Origin of the sequence: Azospirillum griseum, from assembly GCF_003966125.1 — a bacterium.
Taxonomy (GTDB): Bacteria; Pseudomonadota; Alphaproteobacteria; order Azospirillales; family Azospirillaceae; genus Azospirillum; species Azospirillum griseum.
Map to the genome: position 1 here is coordinate 35,137 of NZ_RXMA01000012.1, position 22,858 is coordinate 57,994.

19 protein-coding genes are annotated in these 22,858 nt (G+C 66.7%); 3 read left to right on the forward strand and 16 right to left on the reverse strand.

From position 1 onward, the window contains the following. Positions 1 to 178 precede the first annotated feature (178 nt). Complete coding sequence (carA, locus tag EJ903_RS13955) at positions 179 to 1,351, forward strand: glutamine-hydrolyzing carbamoyl-phosphate synthase small subunit (RefSeq protein ID WP_126616380.1); 1,173 nt, start codon at positions 179 to 181, stop codon at positions 1,349 to 1,351. 74 nt (positions 1,352 to 1,425) lie between these two features. Further along, a complete protein-coding gene (locus EJ903_RS13960) occupies positions 1,426 to 1,716 on the forward strand; it encodes an HNH endonuclease (protein WP_126616382.1) in 291 nt (96 codons plus the stop codon). 24 nt (positions 1,717 to 1,740) lie between these two features. Here the strand turns inward: EJ903_RS13960 and EJ903_RS13965 are convergent, their stop codons facing one another. Then, positions 1,741 to 2,484, reverse strand: coding sequence for a hypothetical protein (locus EJ903_RS13965; protein WP_126616384.1), 744 nt, complete (start codon positions 2,482 to 2,484; stop codon positions 1,741 to 1,743). 50 nt (positions 2,485 to 2,534) lie between these two features. Continuing rightward, positions 2,535 to 3,779 (reverse strand): phosphoglycerate dehydrogenase, encoded by a 1,245-nt coding sequence (gene serA / locus EJ903_RS13970; RefSeq protein ID WP_126616386.1) that lies wholly within the window; start codon positions 3,777 to 3,779, stop codon positions 2,535 to 2,537. 592 nt (positions 3,780 to 4,371) lie between these two features. Here serA and EJ903_RS13975 point away from each other — a divergent pair. Continuing rightward, positions 4,372 to 5,949 (forward strand): MDR family MFS transporter, encoded by a 1,578-nt coding sequence (locus tag EJ903_RS13975; protein WP_126616388.1) that lies wholly within the window; start codon positions 4,372 to 4,374, stop codon positions 5,947 to 5,949. Between the two features lie 142 nt (positions 5,950 to 6,091). Here EJ903_RS13975 and EJ903_RS13980 read toward each other — a convergent pair whose 3' ends face one another. From EJ903_RS13980 to EJ903_RS14045, 14 genes are all read right to left on the reverse strand, one after another. Next, positions 6,092 to 7,555, reverse strand: coding sequence for a sensor histidine kinase (locus EJ903_RS13980; protein WP_126616390.1), 1,464 nt, complete (start codon positions 7,553 to 7,555; stop codon positions 6,092 to 6,094). After that, positions 7,555 to 8,232, reverse strand: coding sequence for a winged helix-turn-helix domain-containing protein (locus tag EJ903_RS13985; RefSeq protein WP_126616618.1), 678 nt, complete (start codon positions 8,230 to 8,232; stop codon positions 7,555 to 7,557). The genes EJ903_RS13980 and EJ903_RS13985 overlap by 1 nt, the downstream gene beginning before the upstream one ends. Before the next feature lie 59 nt (positions 8,233 to 8,291). Next, a complete protein-coding gene (locus tag EJ903_RS13990; RefSeq protein WP_126616393.1) occupies positions 8,292 to 9,854 on the reverse strand; it encodes a DegQ family serine endoprotease in 1,563 nt (520 codons plus the stop codon). Positions 9,855 to 10,022: 168 nt separating this feature from the next. Next, positions 10,023 to 10,352 carry a hypothetical protein gene (locus EJ903_RS13995; RefSeq protein ID WP_126616395.1) on the reverse strand — a complete coding sequence of 110 codons (330 nt, stop codon included), beginning with the start codon at positions 10,350 to 10,352 and terminating at the stop codon, positions 10,023 to 10,025. Positions 10,353 to 10,363: 11 nt separating this feature from the next. After that, entirely contained in the window at positions 10,364 to 10,768 is a 405-nt protein-coding gene (locus EJ903_RS14000) for a response regulator (RefSeq protein ID WP_126616397.1), read from the reverse strand. A 171-nt stretch (positions 10,769 to 10,939) separates the two neighbouring features. Beyond that, the gene (locus tag EJ903_RS14005; RefSeq protein ID WP_126616399.1) at positions 10,940 to 12,280 is read right to left on the reverse strand and encodes a GGDEF domain-containing response regulator; all 1,341 of its coding nucleotides are present in this window, start codon (positions 12,278 to 12,280) and stop codon (positions 10,940 to 10,942) included. Positions 12,281 to 12,297: 17 nt separating this feature from the next. Then, the gene (locus EJ903_RS14010) at positions 12,298 to 12,738 is read right to left on the reverse strand and encodes a response regulator (RefSeq protein WP_377006649.1); all 441 of its coding nucleotides are present in this window, start codon (positions 12,736 to 12,738) and stop codon (positions 12,298 to 12,300) included. After that, positions 12,735 to 14,393 (reverse strand): sensor histidine kinase, encoded by a 1,659-nt coding sequence (locus tag EJ903_RS14015; RefSeq protein ID WP_126616401.1) that lies wholly within the window; start codon positions 14,391 to 14,393, stop codon positions 12,735 to 12,737. Before EJ903_RS14015 ends, EJ903_RS14010 begins: the two co-directional genes overlap by 4 nt. After that, complete coding sequence (locus EJ903_RS14020) at positions 14,390 to 16,735, reverse strand: PAS domain-containing sensor histidine kinase (RefSeq protein WP_158627935.1); 2,346 nt, start codon at positions 16,733 to 16,735, stop codon at positions 14,390 to 14,392. Before EJ903_RS14020 ends, EJ903_RS14015 begins: the two co-directional genes overlap by 4 nt. Positions 16,736 to 16,881: 146 nt before the next feature. Further along, positions 16,882 to 19,350 carry a methyl-accepting chemotaxis protein gene (locus tag EJ903_RS28010; protein ID WP_126616405.1) on the reverse strand — a complete coding sequence of 823 codons (2,469 nt, stop codon included), beginning with the start codon at positions 19,348 to 19,350 and terminating at the stop codon, positions 16,882 to 16,884. Positions 19,351 to 19,653: 303 nt separating this feature from the next. Then, positions 19,654 to 20,994 carry an acetyl-CoA carboxylase biotin carboxylase subunit gene (gene accC / locus EJ903_RS14030; protein ID WP_126616622.1) on the reverse strand — a complete coding sequence of 447 codons (1,341 nt, stop codon included), beginning with the start codon at positions 20,992 to 20,994 and terminating at the stop codon, positions 19,654 to 19,656. 20 nt (positions 20,995 to 21,014) lie between these two features. Then, on the reverse strand, positions 21,015 to 21,467 hold the full coding sequence (accB, locus tag EJ903_RS14035; RefSeq protein ID WP_126616407.1) for an acetyl-CoA carboxylase biotin carboxyl carrier protein: 453 nt from the start codon (positions 21,465 to 21,467) through the stop codon (positions 21,015 to 21,017). A 22-nt stretch (positions 21,468 to 21,489) separates the two neighbouring features. Continuing rightward, positions 21,490 to 21,939: a type II 3-dehydroquinate dehydratase gene (gene aroQ, locus EJ903_RS14040; RefSeq protein ID WP_126616409.1), complete on the reverse strand. Its 450-nt coding sequence runs from the start codon at positions 21,937 to 21,939 to the stop codon at positions 21,490 to 21,492. A gap of 95 nt (positions 21,940 to 22,034) precedes the next feature. Beyond that, positions 22,035 to 22,814: a substrate-binding periplasmic protein gene (locus EJ903_RS14045; RefSeq protein ID WP_246015566.1), complete on the reverse strand. Its 780-nt coding sequence runs from the start codon at positions 22,812 to 22,814 to the stop codon at positions 22,035 to 22,037. Positions 22,815 to 22,858 lie beyond the last annotated feature (44 nt).

Here is a 22,858-nt window from a genome sequence, read left to right on the forward strand (position 1 = left end):
GGCTTGCCCTGACCCGCCCACTCGATCCCGTCACCGCCCCTTTCGGCGGGGAGGGGGTGCGAGCGGGTCTGCGCGCGCGCCCGGTGGGACGCCAGACCGTCGCCGTTCCGCCCGCCCATTTGGTCGATCCGGTTTGGTCGATCCGTCGACGGTCGCGGTTTTTGGAAGGTCCAACGGAATGACTCTCGCCTCTCCCCCCTCCGACAAGGCCGTTCACACCGGCGTGCTGGTTCTGGCTGACGGCACCGTGTTCCGTGGCCGAGGCATCGGGGCCGTCGGGGATTCGGTGGGCGAGGTGTGCTTCAACACCTCGATGACCGGCTATCAGGAAATCCTGACCGATCCCAGCTACGCCGGGCAGATCATCACCTTCACCTTTCCGCACATCGGCAACACCGGCACCAACGCCGAAGACATCGAGACGGTGACTCCGGCGGCGCGCGGCCTGATCCTGCGCGCCGACATCACCGCCCCGTCGAACTGGCGCGCGAACGACCATCTGGACGGCTGGTTGAAGAAAAACAACCTGATCGGCCTGAGCGGCATCGACACCCGCCGCCTGACCCGCCGCATCCGCGACCAGGGCGCGCCCAACGGCGTCGTCGCCCACGCGCCGGATGGGGTGTTCGACCTCGACGCGCTGGTCGCCAAGGCCAAGGGCTGGCCCGGCCTGGAGGGCATGGATCTGGCCAAGGACGTGTCCTGCCGCCAGACCTATGGCTGGGATGAAGCGGCCTGGAGCATCTCCGGCGGCTACGCCACCCAGACCGAGCCGAAATTCCACGTCGTCGCCATCGATTACGGGGCCAAGCGCAACATCCTGCGCTGCCTCGCCGCCGCTGGCTGCAAGGTGACGGTGGTCCCGGCGACCGCCAGCGCCGACGACGTGCTGCGCCACAAGCCCGACGGCGTGTTCCTGTCGAACGGTCCCGGCGACCCCGCCGCCACCGGCGTCTACGCCGTGCCGACCATCCAGGCGCTGTTGGCCACCGGCCTGCCGATCTTCGGCATTTGCCTGGGCCACCAAATGCTGTCGCTGGCGCTGGGGGCCAAGACCGCCAAGATGCCGCTGGGCCATCGCGGGGCCAACCACCCGGTCAAGGATCTGGCCTCGGGCCGGGTGGAGATCACCAGCCAGAACCACGGCTTCGTCGTTCTGCCGGAATCGCTGCCCGCCGACGCCGAAGTCACCCATGTCAGCCTGTTCGACGGCAGCAACGAGGGCATCCGCCTGACCGGCAAGCCGGTCTTCTCGGTGCAGTACCACCCGGAAGCCTCGCCCGGCCCGCAGGACAGCCATTATCTGTTCGACCGCTTCGTCGGCTTCATGGCCGACAAGGCGGCGGCCTGATCGCCCGCCCCCACCCGCTCAACCGACCGGGTGGGGGCGTGTCTTTGCTTTGATGTCGTTTTGAGGCATCAGCCATGGCGGATGACCGGCCGCCCTGCCCGCTCTGCGACCGCCCGATGATCGCCGGGCCAAGCCTGAACGAGCATCACCTGATCCCCCGCACCTATGGCGGGCGGGTGACGGTGACGATGCACCGGATTTGCCACGCGAAAATCCACGCCGTGCTGACCGAACAGCAATTGCGCGATCACTACCACGATTTTGACAGCCTGCGCGGCCATCCCGACATCGCGCTGTTCATCCGCTGGGTCCGCCGCAAGCCGCCGGAGTTCACCGACGGGCACGCGTCGGGCCGTCGGCGCTGACACCATCGACCACAGCGCCGCAGGTCAGCCGGTGCGCCGGTTGGTCGGGTTGGGTTTGGGCAGATAGTCGCGGACCTCGCCGCCGCAGGATTTGGACACCCGCTCATACTCCTCGGCGGTGTCCACCTGGGCCTGACGCTGGTCACGCTCCCGCCCGAACTCCTGCATGATCGCCCGCATGGTGGCGTCGAGGCGGCGGCGGAAGGCTTGCATCGCCTGGTTTTCGCCGCGCACCCGCACCGGCTCGAACTGGGCCAGCGTCTCCTCCAGCCGGCGACGGATCTGCGGGGCGGCCTCGCGCAACAGCGCCTCGTCCACCGCGATGTGCTTCATCTCGTGCTCCAGCACCTCGCGGAAGATGCAGCTGGCCGTCGGCAGTTCGCGGGCCACCAGGACCACGCGCTGTTGAAAGCCGAACGACACCGTCATGGTCTTCAGCGAGGCGCAAAAGCTGCCGTCGCTCATCGGCTGGAACTGGGCGCTGATTTGCGATTGTTCGCCGTAGCGGGCCTGGGTCAGCCCCAGCACATGGCCGCGCGCCGAACCCGCCGGTCCGGGCGCACGCCCCGGTTGGCGGGCGAGCTGGGCGATGGACAGGCCGTCGTTGCGCTCGATGGGGGCGAGCGCGACCTCAAACGACAGGCTGGCCCGCGCGGACGGCGGGCAGCTTTGCGCCACGGCGCTGGTGGGCAGGAGGCTCCACCCCAGCAGCACGGCGCAGACACCGGAACGGAAGAGCCAGCAAGGGGAAAGCCGATGAGCGGTCATGCGAGCCATATCGCCCCGCCACCGCCCATCGGCAAGCCCCAAAGGATCGCTTAACGCTTGCTCGGGAACAGGAAGCGCGCCTTCAGCGTGCCTTCGATCGCGCGCAGATCGTTGTAGACCTCCAACTCGTCCACCTCGCCGTCGACATCGACGACGACATAGCCAAGCTCGGGGTCGGTTTGCAGGAACTGGGCGGCGATGTTCAGGTCACGGCCCGAAAACACCTCGTTCACCTTGCGCAGCATGCCCGGACGGTTTTCGTGGACGTGCAGGAAGCGGGTGCAACCGGCCTGGATCGGCAGGGCGGCTTGCGGGAAGTTGACCGCGCCGACGGTGGAGCCGTTGTCGGAGTATTCGATCAGCTTCTGCGCCACCTCGGTGCCGATGTTGGCCTGCGCCTCCACCGTCGAACCGCCGATGTGCGGGGTGAGGATGGCGGTCTTGATCCCGCGCAGGGCGCTTTCGAACACCTCGTTGTCGGCCCCCGGCTCCTTCGGAAACACGTCGATGGCGGCCCCGATGATGTGATCGCGCTTCATCGCGGCGGCCAGCGCCTCGATGTCCACCACCTGACCGCGCGCGGCGTTGATGAGGTGGCTGCGCGGCTTCATCGCCGCCAGCTCCGCCGCACCGATCATGTTGCGGGTCTGCGGGGTGTCGGGAACGTGCAGGGTGACGACGTCGGAGACCGACAGCAGCTCTTCCAGCGAATCGCAGGCGCGGGCGTTGCCCAGCGCCAGCTTGCGCACGACGTCGTAATAGCGGACCTGCATGCCCATGGCTTCGGCCAGGATCGACACCTGGGTGCCGATGTGGCCATAGCCGATGATGCCCAGCGTCTTGCCACGGATCTCATAGGAATCCTTGGCCGACTTCATCCAGCCGCCGCCATGGACCAGCGCCGACTTTTCGAAGATGCCGCGCATCAGCATGATGATCTCACCGATCACCAGCTCCGCCACCGACCGGGTGTTGGAATAGGGCGCGTTGAAGACGGGAATGCCCAGACGGCGCGCCGCCTTCAGATCGACCTGATTGGTGCCGATGCAGAAGCAGCCGACGGCCATCAGCTTCGTCGCCGCTTCCAGCACGCGGGCGGTCAGGTGGGTGCGCGACCGGATGCCGAGGATGTGGACGGAGCCGATGCGCTCCAGCAATTCCGCTTCGTCCAACGCGCGCGGCAGGCGCTCGACGGAGGCGTAACCGCCCCGCGCCAGTTCCTCGATGGCGTTGTCGTGAACACCTTCCAACAGGAGGATGTTGATCTTGTCCTTGGAGAGCGAGAGCTTGGTCACGGTCGGCATCCGTCTTGGTCAATGGCCCGTCCGCCCCACAGGGAGGTGATGGAACGGCGGGCCTCGGCAAAGCGAGTGCGCACCGTACCGCCAACAGCGGGGCTTGTCATCCAACCGATGCTGCGCTGCCATAGTGCGTGGCGCATGACGGCGTGGCGGAAAACGCGCGGAACGCCACCGTATGGCCCCCACCCGATCCGCCGCGCGGCGGGACGGGACAGGCACCTGCGCCATAATCAGGGCCGCCTTGATCTGGGCCGCGAGGCGGCTCGCGACCCGGATGTTCCGGCGGTCGTTGCCGGGCGGAGCGCGATCGGTTAGGAATAAAGACCCCAAACCCCACCCGGAACCACCGCCATGCGCCCCACCCCGGCCCCGTTCGGTCGCGTCTCCCCGGCCCGTGCGCCGCAGGGCCGCGCGCGTCGTGCAACCGGTGAACAGCGCGCCGGAAACTGTTTCACGGTGTTTCAAACGTTCCATTCGCCCCGGCGTGGCCTTTCCCGCGCAGGCGCGGTGATCGGCTGTTGCGTGGAATCGTTCCAGGCGTATGGTGTGGCCGCCTGCGGATTGCCAGAGTTTTGAGACGCCGACCATGCCATCCCCCAAAGCCACCCCGTCCCGGCCCGACGCCCCCCCCACCCAGGCGGAAAACGACCGCCCGACGTTCACACACGCCGAGATCGTCAGCGTGTTCAGCGGCGTGGCGCTGGCCATGCTGATGGCGGCGATGGATCAGACCATCGTGGCAACCGCGCTGCCGACCATGGCCGGGGAGCTGGGCGGGCTGGAGATGCTGCCCTGGGTGGTCACGGCCTATCTGCTGGCCTCCACCACCACCACGCCGATCTATGGCAAGCTGTCGGACCTCTATGGCCGCAAGCGGGTGTTGGAGGTGGCGATCCTGCTGTTTCTGGCCGGATCGGCGCTGTGCGCGGCGGCCCAGACGATGACTCAGCTCATCCTGTTCCGCGCGTTGCAGGGGCTGGGCGGCGGCGGGCTGATGGCGCTGGCCTTCACCATCATCGGCGATGTCGTCGCCCCGCGCGAACGCGGGCGGTATCAGGGGATGATCGGCGGGGTGTTCGCGCTGGCCAGCGTCGCCGGGCCGCTGTTGGGCGGGGCCTTCACCGAAACCATCGGCTGGCATTGGATTTTCCTCATCAACCTGCCCATCGGGCTGGCCGCTCTGGTGATGACGCGGCGCACGCTGGGCCGCCTGCCGCTGGGCCGGGCCAAGCCGACCATCGACCTGCTGGGCGCGCTGCTGCTGACCGGCGCGGTGACGAGCCTGCTGGTGGTGGCGACGCGCGGCGGCGCGCCGGGGTTGGAATGGACCTCCCCGCTCTGCCTGGGGCTGGCCGGGGGCGGGGCGGCGCTGCTCGCCGCCTTTGTGTGGCACGAGGGGCGGACGGCCGAACCGATCCTGCCGCTGCCGCTGTTCCGTCTGCCGGTGGTGGCGGTCGCCACACCGGTGGTGGCGGTGTCGGCCATGGTGCTGTTCGCCGGGATCGTCTTTCTGCCGCTGCATCTGCAACTGGTGCAGGGGGCCAACGCCACCGCGTCGGGCCTGATGCTGCTGCCGATGGTGCTGGGCATGACCTTTGGCGCGGTCGGCGGCGGGCGGCTGATCGCCAAGACCGGGCGCTACAAGCTCTACCCGCTGGCCGGACTGGCGCTGGCCGCCGCCATGTATCTGGCCCTGGGCCTGCTGCCCTGGGTGGCCGGGAACGGGCTGTGGTCCACCGTGATCCTGGTTCCGCTGGGCATGGGGTTGGGGCTGGTCATGCCGGTGATGACGGTGGCGGTGCAGAACGCGGTGGGCCAACGCGATCTGGGCGCGGCGACGGCGGCGGTCGGCTTTTTCCGCTCGCTGGGCGGGTCGGTCGGCGTGGCGGTGTTCGGCGCGGTGTTCCACGCCACCGTGTCGGACCGGCTGGACGCGGCCGGCCTGTCGGGCCGCGCGGTGCTGGAGCATGGCGCCTCCGCCCTGGCCGGGCTGCCCGACGGGGTGAAGGCCGGGGTTCTGGCGACGCTGGAGCACGGCTTTGCCACCCTGTTCCTGCTGGCCGCCGGGCTGGCGGTGCTGTCCTTTGCCCTGACCCTGTTTCTGGAGGAACTGCCGCTGCGCTCCGGGACCGCGCCCGCGAAGGCGGAGGAGGCGGTGGCCTGATGAGCAAACGCCGTTGGGGGGCTGGCAACGCGCCGCGCCCTCCCCATATGTCAATCGTGACCCATGCGTTTTGTGTCAGTCCCGCTGTGACCTGAAGGCCCGTCCACTCCCGGCGGGCCTTCTTTCTGTCTGGACCGCGTTGTCAGCCCGCCCGCAGTTCGGCGGGGAAGACCAGGGCGACGCACAGGCCCGGCCCGTTGTCGGCCAGTTCCAGCCGCGCCCCGTGCAGCGAGGCCACCGCGTCCACCAGACTCAGGCCCAAGCCGTTGCCGGGCGACGCCCGCGCCGTGTCCAGGCGGACGAAGCGTTGCAGCACCTTGGCCCGCGCCTCCTCCGGGATGCCGGGGCCGTTGTCGGCCACGGTGACGCGGGCGGCCTGCCCGGCGGCGGGGCCGTCCAGCCGCAGGGTGATCGTCCCACCCTCCGGCGTGTATTTGATGGCGTTGTCCAGCAGGTTGGACACCGCCTGCGCCAGCAATTGGCCGTTGCCGCGCACCGGGACTCCCGCTGCCCCCAACCCGGCGGGGATCTCCATGGTCAGGCGCTGGCCGCGCTCCTCCGCCACCGGCTCATAGAGGTCGGCGGCGAGTTGCACGACGTCGCGCAGATCGACCGGCACGAAATCGTTGCGCTTGGCCCCTGATTCCGCCTCGGCGATCGACAGCAGGGCGGTGAAGGTGGCGATCAGCCGGTCGGCCTCGGCGATGGTGTCCTGCAGGACGGTGCGGTAATGCTCCGCGTCGTCGGTCTCGCGGATCAACGCCAGTTCGATGCGGGAGCGCAGGCGGGTGAGCGGCGTGCGCAGGTCATGGGCCACGCTGTCCGTCACCTGCCGCATCCCGGTCATCAGCCGTTCCAGCCGGTCGAGCATGGCGTTGAGGTTGCCCGCCAGCCGGTCGATCTCGTCGCCGCCGCCAAAGCGCGGCACCCGGTCGCTGAGGTCGCCCGCCATGATCTGGCGGGTGGTGCGGTTGATCGCCTCGATCCGCCGCATCGCCCCCCGGCTGACAAGCAGCCCGCCGCCCAACCCCAGCATCGCCGTGGCGGCGATGATCCAGCCCAGCGAGCGCACCATGCGGTCGCTCAACTGGTCCAGCTCGCTCATGTCGCGCCCCACCAGCAAGCGGAACTGCCCCGGCAGGGTGAAGGTCAGGGCCTGGGCGGTGGACGGCCGGTTGTGGACGCCGCTGGTGTCCGACACCTTGAAATGGGACCAGCCGTTGGCGCTGGGGACCACATCGGGCCAGCGCGACAGGTTGCCCGCCAGGATGCCGCCGTTCGCGGTGGTCAGCAGATAGATGGCGTTGTTGTTGACCACAGCGCTGCGCCCGCGCACCAGATCCACCAGTCCGGGCAGGCCGTATTTGTTGTAATGGTCCTGGAACGCCTCCACCTCCAACGCCACGGTTTCGCCGATCTCCTCGCTGAGGAAACCGGCGGTGGTGCGGTAGACGACGACCAGGATCAGGCCGACCGACAGCACGAACAGCACGAGGTACAGGGCCGACAAACGAACGGCGGTGGTGCGGAGCAACCGCAACACCGCCGCCACGCAGAGCCGAAAACGCGACCGCGCGACTTCACCCGCCGCCGACGATGCGGGCATCAGGACGCCGCCCGCAGGCTGTACCCCGCCCCGCGCACCGTGTGGATCAGGGGCGTGGGGAAATCCTTGTCGATCTTCTGGCGCAGCCGGGCGATGTGCACGTCGATGACGTTGGTCTGGGGATCGAAATGATAATCCCAGACATTTTCCAGCATCATCGTGCGGGTGACGACGCTGCCGGCGTTGCGCATCAGATACTCCAGCAGCGCGAATTCGCGCGGCAGCAGATCGATGGATTTGCCCGCCCGGCGCACGCCGCGCGTCAGCAAATCCAGCTCCAGATCGGCGACGGCCAGCTTGGTTTGCGGTTGCCCGGCCCCGCGACGGCGGACCAGCACCTCGATCCGCGCCAGCAGTTCGGAAAAGGCGAAGGGCTTGGTCAGGTAATCGTCACCCCCCGCCTTCAGCCCCTTCACCCGATCCTCCACGCTGCCCAGCGCGGTGAGGAACAGCACCGGCGTGTCGTTCCCCGCCGCCCGCAGCACCTGGACCAGCGACAACCCATCGCGCCCCGGCAGCATGCGGTCGACGATCATCACGTCGTAATGCTCGCCACCGGCCAGATAGAGGCCTTCCTTGCCGTCGTGGGCGACATCGACCACATGCCCGGCCTCCTTCAACCCCTTGGCGAGGTAGCTGGCGGCCTGCTGGTCGTCTTCAATGACGAGGACTTTCATGTCCATCAGTGTAGCTCCCCCAAACCGCCGGGCCAAGCGCGCCGAGGCGCTGTGGATGATCAGGCCTTCAGCTTCAGCGCGACGAAGGTTTCGTTGCCCTGGCGGTTGATCAGGACCAACACCGCCTTCAGCCCGGCCTTTTCCGCTTCGGCCACCTTGCGGGAGACGTCGGCGGGGGTCTTCACCGGCTCGTCGCCGACGCGGACGATGATGTCGCCGGTGCGGATCGGGGTCTCGGTCTTCGGGGCCAGACCGGTGACGACCACGCCCTTCACCGTCTCATCCACGCCCAGACGCTTGCGGGTGGCGGGGTCGAGCGTGGCCAGCTTCAGGCCCTGCACGGACTCGCCGCCCGCGCCATGCTCGCCCTTGCCGGTGTTGGCGGCGACCTGGGTGTCGGCCAGACGGTCGATGTGGACGGCGACGGTCTTTTCCTGACCCTGGCGGATGATCTTCACATCCACCTTGTCGCCCGCCTTGGTGTCGGCCACCCGGCGGGTCAGATCGCGCAGGGTGTCCACCGGCTTGCCGTCGTAGGACACCACCACGTCGCCGGGGCGCAGACCGGCGCGGGCGGCGGGGCTGTCGGGTGTGACCTCGGCCACCAGCGCGCCCTTGGCGTTGGGCACGCCGACGCTGTCGGCCAGATCGGGCGTGACCTCCTGGATCTTGACGCCCAACCACCCGCGCTCGACCTTGCCGTTCTCCTTCAACTGGGCCACCACCTCCTTGGCGAGGTTGGAGGGGATGGCGAAGCCGATGCCGACGGAACCGCCGTTGGGCGAATAGATGGCGGTGTTGATGCCGATCACCCGGCCCGACAGGTCGAAGGTCGGCCCGCCGGAATTGCCCCGGTTGATCGCGGCGTCGAGCTGGAAATAATCGTCGTAGGGGCCGCTGTGGATGTCGCGGCCACGGGCCGACACGATGCCCTTGGTCACGGTTCCGCCCAGGCCGAAGGGGTTGCCGACGGCCATCACCCAATCGCCGACGCGGGTCTTGGCGCTGTCGGCCCAATCCACGGCGGGCAAGGGCTTGTCGGATTTGACCTTCAGCAGGGCGATGTCGGTCTTGGCGTCGCGCCCGACCAGGGTGGCGGGAAAGGCGGTCCCGTCCTGAAGCGTGACGGTGATCTCGCTGGCCCCGTCGATGACGTGGTTGTTCGTCACCACATAGCCCGCCGGATCGATGATGAAGCCGGAGCCGAGCGCGCCGGTCTTGCCGCGCGGCGCGCCGTCTTCATCGTCATCCGGCCCGGCGTTGGGGCCTTGCTGGTCCTGGAAGCGGCGGAAGAACTCCTCGAACGGCGATCCCGGCGGGAACATCGGCACACCGGGAACCCGGCGTTGCGCGTTGGCGGTCGGCTTGGCCTCCTGCGTGGCGGCGATGTTGACCACGGCCGGGCTGACGGCGGCGGCGAGATCGGCAAAGCTGCGCGGGGCCAGATCGGTCTGGACGGCCACCGGCGGTACGGCCTGGGCGTGGGAGGCGGCCCAACCGGTCAGGGCCGGGCCGGTCAACACCGTCGTGCCAAGCAGCACAGCGACGACCGCCCGGCGCAGGCGCTGCGGGCGCGTCGGGGTGGTGGTGGCCGAGCGGGCGGGGGAAACGGTGGTGCTCATGGCGGCGTCACTCCAAATCACTGGGCATCCAAGGGCCGGAGGGTCGGAGCCGTCCGGCGATGGATGCCACGATAGGGAGGTGCCGCTGTCCGGTGTCTTGCGCGCGGATGAAAAGTTTTTCAGGCGGGAGGCTGGCGCGCAGAGTGCGGCGCGAACGGTCACACGGCGTCAGCGCGGCTGCGCGCCCAAATCCTCGAACACCATGCCCTTGGAACCGTTGAAGAAGCGCCCCTTGCCGTTCACCGTCATCTGCGGTTGGCCGGGTTGGGGAGAAAAGGTGGCGGCGTAATAGCAATCATGCTGGCCGGGCTTCTCCTTGGAATCGACGCAGCCCTGTTTGCGGAAGCCGTCAAAGGCGCGGAACGGAATGCCCTGACGTTCCAGCGCCTTTCGGGTGTGGCCCTCCACCAGATTGCGCATCTCGCTTTCCGACGGTTCGCCGGAACAGCCGGTCAACAGCGGCAGGGACAGCGCGAGAAAGGCAAACGCGGGTTTCACCGAGGCACCCGTCACCGCCCACCCAGCAGCCGATCCACCCGCTCCTTCAGGGCGGCCAGCGACGGCGGCTTGACGACGAAGCCGTTCACCCCCAGCGCCATCGCCTGCTTCACGATTTCGGATTCGGTGTGGTTGGTCAGGAAGACCACCGGGGCGTTGGGGTTCGCCGCGTCCCCGCTGGCGCGCAGTTGGGCCAGGAACTGCAAGCCCGACACCGGTTTCATGTCGATGTCGCAGACGATCAGGTCGGGTTTGGTGCGGATGCATTCCTGCATGCCGGTTTCGCCGTTGTCAGCCTCGGCAATCGCGGTGAAACCGATCTGGGTCAGGATCTGCACAATGGTGCGACGAACAAACGGCTGGTCTTCGATCACAAGGATGCGAGACACGCCATAATCGACCGGTTGCTTGTCCATCCTTGCCTCTCCACCCAAACCAATCGCGCCACAGTCCGAAACACAGATCGACGGGTGCGCTTCATCTGATTGAACGCACGATCATCCATACTGTCTGACGTGGCAAGCGGCAACCTCAACCCGGTTACAAGTTTCGACAATGTGATGTTTTTTCTGCAAAACGCCGACCGCTCATGATGACAGCGCCACCGCATCCAGGCACGCGTCGCAGATCTCCACCCGGTTGCGGCCATTGGCCTTGGCGGTGTAAAGCGCGCGATCGGCGCGCACCAGCGCCCGTTCGATCGTCACATCCCCATCCCGGCACAGCGTGACCCCAACGCTGACGGTCATGCGCAACACCCCGTCCAGGCACGGAATGTCGGTGGCGGCCAAACGCTGGCGCAACCGCTCCGCCACCTCGCGTGCGGCGGGCAGATCGGTTTCCGGCAGAATGATGGCAAACTCCTCGCCACCCAACCGCCCGATGTGATCGGTGTCGCGCACCTCCGCCTGACACACCGCCGCCAGCGCGCACAGGGCCTGATCGCCCACGGCGTGACCAAACCGGTCGTTGATCGTCTTGAAACGGTCGATGTCCAGCATCAGCACCGAGACCGGACGGCCATAGCGGCGCAGGCGCGCAATCTCCACCTCCGCCAGTTCCCAGAAGCGGCGGCGGTTGTGCAGGCCGGTCAACGGATCGGTCGTCGCCATCCGTCGCAACTCCGTCTCCACCCGCTTGCGTTCCGACACGTCGCGGATCACGGCGGTGTAGATCCGCCCATGGGCGTGGCGCATCTTGGCGATGGACACCTCGGCGGGGAATTCACGGCCGTCGCGGGTCAACCCCACCACCTCGCGCCGGGACGCCATGACGCGGGATTGAACCGGCCCGGCACCGAACTCTGCCACGCTGGCCTCATGCCCCGCGCGCAGTGGTTCGGGAATCAGGATCGACAGCGGCTGCCCCAGGATTTCGGCCGCGTCATAGCCGAACAACCGCTCCGCCGCCTGGTTGAACAGGGTGATGGTCAAGCGGTCGTCGGCGGTCAGGATGGCGTCCTGCGCCAACCCGATGATGCCCTGCAACCGCTCCTCGGACAGGCGCAAATCCTCTTCCAGCCGCTTGCGGGCGATGGCGTGCTGCACGGCCCGCCACATCAGCGGCCCGTCGGTCTGGCCCTTCACCAGATAGTCCTGCGCCCCGGCTTCCAGGATGTGCAGGGCGAAATCCTCGTCGTCAAAACCGGTGAGCACCACCAGCGGCAGGGAGGGGCTGTCCGTCCGCAAACGGCTGACCGTGTCCAGACCGAAGCTGTCCGGCAGCGACAGGTCCAGCAGCACCACATCACAGACATTGCGCTCCAACCAGGCCAGCGCCTCACGCAGGGACGTCACCCGTGTGACCTGGGAGCGGCGGGCGTAGGGGCGCAGCGCGCGCACCACCAGCGTGGCATCGGCGTCGTCATCCTCCACCACCAGAATCGCGGTCAACCGAGCCGGAGCGGGACCAACGGAGGCCTCAGTCATCGCCGCCCTCCGTCACATCAACGTGGCAACCGAACAACGCGAAACCAGTACTCCTCCACGCTTTTGATCGCATCAAAGAACGCGTCCATGTCCATAGGTTTGGTGATGAAACTGTTTGCACCCAGCAGGTAACTGGCGTTCACATCCCGGTCAACATCCGATGTGGTCAGAACCACCACGGGAATCGTTTTCAGCTCGGGATCGGCCTTCAACTCCTGCAACACCGCACGCCCATCCAGGCGCGGCATGTTCAGATCCAGCAAAATCAGATCGGGCCGGGATGCGCCGATGTAGCGGTCCTGGCGACGCAGATACTCCAACGCCTCCACCCCATCACGCACATGGTTGACCCGGCAAAGGATGCGTCCCTCGCGCAAGGCCCGCTTGGCCAGTCCTGCGTCAGCCGGATCATCCTCGACCAGCAGAATGTCAAACGGTGCGCTGTCGTTCTGGATCACGAGAAACCTCGAAGGGGATGATTCGGAAGATACACGGCAAACACACTGCCAACGCCAGGGGTGGACTCGACGGTGATGCGACCGCCCAGCCGCTCCACCATCTTGCGGGCGATGGCCAACCCCATGCCCGTGCCCGGATGCTCATCGCGCCCGTGCAGACGGCGGAACACCTCGAAAATCTGGTCGCGAAACCGTGGGTCGATGCCGATCCCGTTGTCGCGCACCTCGATCACGTCATAGCCATCCTGACGGCGATGGCTGACACGGATTTCCGCCGCCCGATAGCTGTGACGATACTCCACCGCGTTGCCGATCAGCACGACGAAGATCTCGCGCAGGCGTCGCTCGTCGGCGGCCACCAGCGGAAGATCGCTGGCGATGATCGTGGCCCCGGCCTCGGCGATGCGCTTTCGAAGCAGGGTCACGGCGGCGTTGAGCGCGTCTTCGGCCAGCACCGGGCGGTTGGACAATGGGACCCGATCCTCGGCCAGGAAAAGCTGGACGTCGCGCAGCAGCATTTTCAACCGTCCTGCGCCATCGACGATTTCGCGGATGAACCCCTCGCTTTCCTCGTCCAACCGCCCCTTCTGCTGTTTTTCCAAAAGCTGCGCGTAGCTGGCGATGACCCGCAAAGGCTCCTGCAAGTCATGGGCGGCGGCGTAGGCAAACTGCTCCATTTCGTTCTTGGCGCGCCCCAGTTCGGCGGTGCGCCGCTCCACCAGACTTTCCAAGGTTTGTCGCCGGCTGAAGGCCAGAAAGGCCAGCGTCTCGATCAAACACGCCAGCAGCAGGAAGGCACCCTGAAAAGCCAGAAAGGACTGATCCCCGCGCGCCAACGCCGACCAGCCCGCACGCGCCGCGATGGCCAGTTTCCAATGGCTGTCGGGCAACTCGATGCGTTCGATCAACGGATCGCGCTTGAGGATTGCGGCGTCTCCCGCCACCTGCTGGCCGTTGTCCGTGTGAAGCGCAAACCCCAGATGCGGCGGCACCCGATCAAAATGCACCTCGTCCAGCACAGAGCGCAGATCGAACACCATGCCCACCGCCCCCCATGGGCGGGCGCCCTCGCCAACGCCGGGAACCACTTGCCGGGCGATCAGGCCCTGCCCCCCCTGGATGAGCGCAACCGGTCCATGCACGGTGACGTCCATGGTCACGATGGCCCGCTGGACCGTGTCCGCAAAGCCCGGACGGGCGTCCTGCAAGAGATCGTTGCCCAAAACTTTTTCGTTGCCCTCCAGCGGATGAACGTGGCGGACAACGAAACCCGGCGCGGCGGAGATGTTGCGCACCCCCGGCACGGAACGCCGCAACCCCTCTGCGTAGCGGGGAAACTCGCTGGGCAAATGCCCGCTGGTGACTCCGACGTCGACAAAGCTGGTGAGTCCCCGCACCAACGCCAAACGCTCGTTCAACGCGCTGGTCAGGGAACTGGCCAGCGACGCAGCGGTCAGCGCCGCCGCCGTCCGATGCTCCGCCACCAGGAAACGGGTGTAGACGCCGGAACCCCACCAATAGACCGCCAACAACAGCAACGTCACACCGGCCTGTGCGGCAACCAGACCACCGACACGGTGGAGTTTCCCGCTCAAAGCGCGCACGCGATTCATCACGGCCCGGCCTTGCACCCAACGCACCATGGCAGCGATCATACGGCGTTCACCGCATCATGGCGCGTTGCCGGAATGGGAAGGGTCAGGGTGAACAGGCTGCCGCCGACCAGGTCATCGTTCGGCGTGTCCGCCACCCCAATATGACCACCATGGTGTTCAACGATCTTCTTGCACACCGCCAGACCAACCCCGGTCCCCTCATACTCATCGCGCCGGTGCAACCGCTGGAAAATGCCGAAGACGCGATCACGATCCTCGGCGGGAATGCCGATGCCATTGTCGCGGATGTCGATCCGCCAGCCACCGGAAACCGCCGCCGCCGTCACCCGCACCACCGGCGGGCGATCCGGTGCGCGGTATTTCACCGCGTTGCCGATAAGGTTCTGGAACAACCGCATCAGTTCGTTGTCGTCACCGGATACGGTGGGCAGATCGTTGGCGACCATCACCCGCGCGCCCGCGTCGGCGATGGCCACCTCCAAATTCAGCAAGGCCAGATCGACCACCTCGGCCAACGGCACGGGGCGGAAGGGAGCCGCCTTGCGCCCCACCCGTGAATATTCCAGGAGATCGACGATGAGCCGGTCCATCCGCTGGGCACCGTCGCGGGCGAAGTCGATGCATTCCCGCGCCTCCGCGTCCAGCCCCTCCCCCATCGTCCGGTCCAGCAGGGTCAGATAGCTGTTGATGACGCGCAGCGGCTGGCGCAAATCGTGGGAAGCGACATAGGCGAACGCCTCCAACTCCGCGTTCGAACGCTCCAACTCACGCGTCTTGCGGCGCAACCCCTCCTCCGCCTGGAGGCGGTCGGTGATGTCGTGAACCAGCGACAGCAACAGCGTTCGCCCATGCACCTGCACCGGGCTGGAATACACCTCCACATCGCGGACAGCGCCGGAGGCCAGCCGGTGGCGGAACAGGAAATGCTGCCGCCGCTCGCTGCGGGCCTTTTCGATTTCGGCCGCGATCTCCGCTTCGGACAAGATGTTGATCGCGCTGATGCGCAGCGTGCGCAGATGATCGAGCGGGTGGCCGTAAAACTCAGCCGCCGCCGGATTGGCGTCCACGATCCGCCCGTCGATGGGGTCGATCAACAGCTTGATCGCGCAACTCGTCACGAAAATCTGTTCGAACAGTTGCTGGCGTTCCAACAGCGCCTGCTCGGCCCGCTTGCGCTCGCTGATGTCGGTCAAGGCCCCGACGATTCCCGCCGGTTTGCCGCCAACCCGGCAATAGACCGCCTTGGAAAACAGCACGTCGCGCAGCGCGCCATCGGCGCACCGCATCTGCGTTTCATAACTTTGCGGCTGTTGATCGGCGAGCAGCGCGCGGTCGGCCGCCTCGTCGGTCGCGGCGAGGTCGGGCGGGGCCAGATCGAAAATGGTTTTGCCGAACAGGGCCTGCCGGTCCATTCCCATCCAGTGTTCGAACGCCCGGTTGGCGTCCACATAATGCCCCATCACGTCCTGGACAAAAATGGGAACCGGAACCGTATCCAACAGCACCCGTTGGAAGCTGGCGCGATCGTTCAGCGCCTGTTCGGCGCGGCGACGCACCGTCACATCCTCGATCACCCAGATGTAGCCCAGCGCCGGATCGCCCGCCCCCACCGACCGCCCGATCAGACGGCAGCGGATGTCCGTGCCGTCGGCCCGGCGCATCATCGTTTCCTCGTCGAAAGTCCCGCCGGACTCCAACAGCGGATAGGCCCGTCGCCCGATGTCCTCGAACACCGCGTCGTTGCCATAGATCAGCCGGGCGCTGGCTCCGACCATCCCCTCCAACGAGCATTGGAAAATCCGGGCAATCGCGTCGTTGGCGCGCAGGATGCGCCGCTCGGCGTCCACCAGAAGCACACCGACCGGGGCGTTGTCCAAAATCGCGTTGAGCTGCAGGCGGCTTTCCTGCGCTTCGGCCTCGGCCTGTTTGCGGGCGCTGACATCGGCGCAGACACCGATCATGCGCAGCGCACGACCCGCCGAATCCCACTCCACCACCCGGCCCCGACTGAGCACCCACAACCAGGCCCCGGATTTGATCTGCACCCGATGCTCGCACTGGTAGGTCGCGGTCAAGCCGTCCAGATGCCGCCGCAACGCCATCCGCACCCGGTCCCGGTCATCGGGATGAAAGCGCGCGGCCCAGAAACGACCGGTTGGCTCCACCTCACCGGCCCGAAATCCCAGCATGTCCAGCCAACGGGAACTGCCGGACAGCGCGTCGGTTTGGAGATTCCAGTCCCAAAAACCATCACCGATGGCATCGATCAAGGCCTGCGGGCACGCTGATGGAACGCGGCGGCGCAAGGTCCGGCTGCTGTACCGCAAACGGCGTGGCAGCACCGCGTTGGACCGGACCAGCAGCGGGTGGGTGATTGCCATGATCCAAGCCTGCCTGTGCGCCACGATCGCGATGCGGAAACCTGACGGCTCCCGTCTTGCGGCCACCATTGTAATCGGAGCCGATCACCACCACAGTCTGCAAAATGTCACAGGTGGATGGTTATCGACCGCCGCCTCCGCAACCGCTACGCTGCAATATCAATCGGAGCAAGTCCTTTTGTGATCTCATCGACCGTGCGCAGAAAATCCTGCGGACAATCCTTGTCAAAGGCCAGATGGACGCGGTTGTGCTCCACCGCCTTGACAAACACGGTCGTCTCTGCAGCAAAGCGATCCAACCGCAAGACCCCGTGCGCGCCAGCCGACAGCCCGGCCACCGGCGCGATCATCGCTCCGCCGGTGGACAGGTTGTGAATCGCCACCGCGTGCCGTTGACCACCAAGGATCAACGCACCCGCTTCCTCCACCCGATAGCGCGGCTTGCGGCGGCGGTCGGCGTCGCCGGTGGAGGTGCGGACGATCCGGACCAGCACCTGCCGCAGCTCCTCAATGGCGCGGGCAACGTCGCTGGAGCCGAGTTTGACCTGGCTGGCCTGTGCGCCGGTGTGGTCGGCCTCCTCCGACACCGACGCGATGCGGCGCGACACCTCTTGCGCGGCGGTTGAAGTTTCGATGACGTTTCGGCTGATTTCCTGGGTGGCGGCCGTCTGCTCCTCCATCGCGGCGGCGATCGACCCGGCCACTTGATCGATTTCAGCGATGGTGCGCCCGATTTCCTCCACCGCCGCGACCGCGTCCGACGTCACCAATTGAATCGCCACAATCTGGCGAGTGATCTCTTCGGTCGAATGGGCGGTCTGGTTGGCCAGGTTCTTCACTTCGCTGGCGACCACGGCAAAGCCCTTGCCCGCGTCACCGGCGCGCGCGGCTTCGATGGTCGCGTTCAACGCCAGCAGGTTGGTCTGCCCGGCGATGGACTGGATGAGATTCACCACCTCCCCCACCCGACCAACGGTTTCGGACAGGGAACGGATCGTTCCCTGCGTCGCCAGCCCGTTTTCCACCGCACGCCGGGTCATCGCGCTGGAATGCGCCACCTGAGAGGCGATCTCACGGATCGACGCGGCCAGTTCCTCCGCCGCCGCCGCCACGGTTTGGGCGTTCGCCAACGCCTGCCCGGCGGCGGACGCCACGGTTTGGGCGTTGACGCTGACCCGTTCCGCCGATCCCGACATGCCTTCGGCGTCGTGCGCCATGGAACCGGTGCGCGCCGCCACCTCCTCAACCGCCCGACCGGCTTCCCGCTCGACGGTGGAGGCCATGGTTTCCAGGGCGCGGCGACGGTCCTCGTCGGCCTGACGGGTGCGCTCGACCCGTTCCTGCACCGCGTAGCCAAGACGCGCCTTCAAACCACGCAGATGGCAGGTCAACGGATGGAATTCGGTGGCGGACGGCAATTCGATGATGTGGGTCTGGTCGTTGCGGGCGATGGCGTCGAAATCCAACGCAAAGCGATCCAATGGGCGGCGCACCGCGCGCAACAGCAGCAGGCCGCACAGCAGCGATCCCAGCACCAGGATCAACCCGGCCACCGCGCTGAAACCGACATGCCACCGGAAATCCGACGCCGCCGCGTCATAATCGGCCTTGGCTGTCCGGATTTGCCGATCCAGCAACGCGCGGTTGGCCTCACGGGCGGCCTCGAACAGCGCCGGAGCCTTGTCGCGCAACAGCCCTTCCAGGCGCAGGGCGTCGCCGGATTTGGCCAGCCCCAGCGCCGGAAGGATGATGTCGTTCTGGAACGCCGCGCGATGGCTGGCAAAGCGATCCGCCAGCGCCCGCCCTTCGTTCGTCGAATCCGATTTGAGGATCTCCGTCCACAAGGCGTCAATCTCGGCACCGCTGGCCAACAGCCGCGCCGCGCGACCGTCGCGCACCGCCGGAGACGCCCCGTCGCGCAGGTCGATGACGAGTTGCTGCAACGTCTGGGCCTGATCGCGCATGCGGTCGAGCGCATCACCGATTCGAACCGCCGGAACCGTGCGATCCTCATACACCGCCTTCAGGGAGGCGTTGGAATCCGCCATCCCCTTCAGCGTCACCCCGCCCACGGTCAGCGTCGCCATCAGCAGCGCGGCGAAAATCAGGGTCAGGCGTCCACCCACGCTGTGCGCCCACCGCCGGAGCGCCGCAACCGTTCCCCGCCGCACCGCCTGCCCGTCGCGCACCAGAAGATGCGGCGCACGCCCTTCGCGCAGATCGGCGTAGAGCGCCTCCGCCGCTGCGATCTGGTCGCGCGACGGCTTGGTGCGGATGGAGATGTAGCCGGTGACGCGCCCGTCCTCGATCACCGGCGTCACATTGGCCCGCACCCAATAGAAATCGCCGCTCTTGGTGCGGTTCTTGACCAACCCCTCCCACGGACGCCCGTCCTTGACCGTCGCCCACAGGTCGGCGAAGGCCGCCGGGGGCATGTGCGGGTGCCGGATCAAATTGTGCGGCGCGCCGATCAGCTCGCTTTCGGCGTAGCCGCTGATGTCGACGAACGCCTTGTTCACAAAAGTGATGCGCCCGCCCGTGTCGGTGCGCGACACCAGCAGTATGCCATCGGCCATCTCGACTTCGCGGTTGGTGATCGGTTCGTTCAGGCGCATGGTCGTGAACTCGCAACGTCAGAGATGGCAGAGGGTGCGGTCCCGAGGCAACGATTGCCGGTTGTGCAATATCGACCCCAAAATCCGAATGCTCTCTATGCCGTGCGCCCACCCCTCGCACTGACGCAGATCAAATCTGCACGCCGCGCATGTCACATTAGGTGTTTTGCATGAACATCCTGTAACGGCCTGCAACACTTCTCCGCGCCACGCAGGGCGCACAGCAAAACGCCCCCCGTCCATGGTGGACGGAGGGCGCTTTGATGAACCGCAGCCGCTGGTGTCAACCGAAGCGGGGAGGGGTCAGTCCTTGGCCATCAGCTGTTCCAGCCAATGGATGTCATACTGACCGTCCTTGAACGCCTGTTCGGCGATGATGCGGTCGTGCAGCGGCAGCGTGGTTTGGATGCCGCCGATCACATACTCTTCGATCGACCGGCGCAGCCGCATCAGGCATTCGTTGCGGGTCGTCCCGTGCACGACCAGCTTGGCGATCAGGCTGTCGTAATGGGGCGGCACGCGGTAGCCGTCGTACAGCGCCGAATCGACGCGCACGCCCAGACCGCCCGGCGCGTGATAGCCGTCGATCTTGCCCGGCGACGGGATGAAGGTTTCCGGGTTTTCCGCGTTCACCCGGCATTCGATGGCGTGGCCTTCGAACCGGATGTCGGATTGCCCATAGCCCAGCGCCTCGCCAGCGGCCACCCGGATCTGCTCGCGCACCAGATCGACGCCGGTGATCATCTCGCTGATCGTGTGTTCGACCTGAAGACGGGTGTTCATTTCGATGAAATAGAACTGGCCGTCCTCGTAGAGGAACTCCATCGTGCCGACGCCGCGATAGCCGATGGCCGCCGTGGTCTTGGCCGCGAGATCGCCGATGAAGACGCGCTCCGCCTGGGTCAGCGCCGGGCTGGGCGCTTCCTCGATCACCTTCTGGTGACGGCGCTGCACCGAGCAGTCGCGCTCGCCGAAATGCACGCAATGGCCGTGGGTGTCGGCCAGAAGCTGGATTTCGATGTGGCGCGGACGCCCCAGGTATTTTTCCAGATAGACTTCGTCGTTGCCGAAGGCGGCGCGCGCCTCGCCACGGGCCAACTGGTAGGCTTCGCGGAGCTGGTCGGGGTTGCGGGCGACCTTCATGCCCTTGCCGCCGCCGCCCGCCGCCGCCTTGATCAGCACCGGATAGCCGACGGTGTGGGCGATGGCCTCCGCCTCCTCCAGCGTGGTGACGGGGCCGTCGGAGCCGGGAACCACCGGCAGACCCTGCTCCATCACCGTCTTCTTGGCCGTCACCTTGTCGCCCATGATCCGGATGTGCTCCGGGGTGGGGCCGATGAAGGTGAAGCCATGCTCCTCCACCATTTCGGCGAAGGTCGCGTTTTCCGACAGGAAGCCGATGCCGGGATGGATGGCGTCCACGTTGGTGATCGACGCCGCCGACAGGATGGCCGGAATGTTCAGGTAGCTGTCCCGCGCCGAAGCCGGACCGATGCACACGCTTTCGTCGGCAAGCCGGACATGCATGGCGTCGGCGTCGGCGGTGGAGTGCACCGCGACGGTCTGGATACCCATTTCGCGGCAGGCGCGGTGAATGCGCAACGCGATTTCACCACGGTTCGCGATCAGAACCTTTTCAAACATCGCCAAGGGAATGGCTCCGCTTATTCGATGATGAGGAGGACTTCGCCGAACTCAACCGGCTGGGCGTCGCCGACCAGGACTTCGACCACGGTGCCGCCGCGCGGCGCCTTGATCGGGTTCATGACCTTCATCGCCTCGATGATCAGCACGGTCTGACCGGCCTTCACCACGTCGCCGGGGCGGACGAAGGGGGTGCCGCCGGGTTCCGGCGCGGTGTAGGCGGTGCCGACCATCGGCGAGGTGACGGCACCCGGATGGTTGCCCGGCTTGGCCGCCGCCACGGGGGCCGCCGCCGCGACCGGAGCCGCCGCAACCGCCACCGGCGCGTGAACCGCCGTGGCCTGGGGGGCGGTCGGACGGGTGACGCGGATGCGCTTTTCGCCCTCGGCGAACTCGATCTCGCTCAAGCCCGTTTCACGCAAGAGTTCCGCCAGCTTGCGGACCAGATCGCCGTCGATGTCGAAGCTCGCCATGATGTCAGTCGTTCCCGTTTCCTTAATCGCGGTCGATGATGTTCGCGATGGCGTCGAGCGCCAGAAGATAGCCATGCGGCCCGAACCCGCAGATCATGCCCTTCGCCACCGGCGAAATGTGGGAATGATGGCGGATCGGCTCCCGCTTGAAGATGTTGGACAGGTGCACTTCGATCACCGGCAGCTCTGACAGGATCAGCGCGTCCATGATGGCGACCGAGGTGTGGGTGTAGGCACCGGCGTTGATGATGATGCCGTCATGCTCCGTGCGGGCCTGTTGGATCCACGTCACCAACTCGCCCTCGTGGTTCGACTGCCGGAAATCGACGGTCAAGCCGAACTGCTCCGCCCGCTCATGGCAGGCGGCCTCCAGGTCGTCGAGCGTCAGCGAGCCGTAAATCTGCGGCTCGCGCACCCCCAGCATGTTGAGATTGGGTCCGTTGAGAACCAGAACCGACGCGTCGATGGCCACAGCCCGCGCCCCTTTTCCAAAATCGAAACCGCGCGTTTATAGCACGCTGCACCGCGCTGTCCATGGTGACGGCGTGGTATCGGGTGGGAAATCGTTCAACGTGGGGCCAAAGCGGTGTGTCGCGCCAGCAATTCATCATAAACCCCGCTGTCCCTCAGGGCTTTCAGCCCATCGTTGAAGCGGGCGATGATGGCGGGCGCGTCCGGTGTCATCCGCCCGACCATCAGATGCAGGGTGAGGGTGCCGTAAGGCCGCTCGGCCACACGAATGTCGTTGATGACCCCGGCGTTGATGATCGCCGCGCTGCCCGTGTACTCGTCCAGAACAAAGGCGTCGGCCCGCCCGGTGGCGACCATGCGCACGCAGGCGGTCAGGTCCGAGGGGGTGTCGCGCCGCAACTCACCCCGGCGGATCATCGCCTCCAACTCTTCCGGCAAGCCGAAACCCAACGGGGCGCAAACCACGCGCCCCCGGAAATCCTCCGGCCCGGCGAAGCTCATCCGCGTGTGGGTCGACAGGTACACGAATTGCCGCACCTGGATCAGCGGATCGGAAAACAGCGCGTCCCGCTCCCGCTCCGGGGTGCGGGCGAACGGAAAGGTGGCGATGAAACGACCGGACATCACCCCGTCATACCCGCGTTTCCATGGCACGAAGCGCAGCTCGTAACCGCGCCCCGCCGCCTTGAACGCGCGCTGGACCAGATCGGACATCCACCCGCCTTGCGGCAAATCCTCCCCCGTGAAGGGCGCGAAGCCGGGGCCGGTGACAAGCTCCGGCATCACCGGGCTGTCGGCCCGCACCGTGTTCGCCATCCCCACCAGCCCGACGACCGCCAGGGCACCGGACAGGACCGTGGCCCACCCAAGCCTCATCCCCCACATCCTCCGAACCGGTCGCGTTGCGCCGGTGCACACTG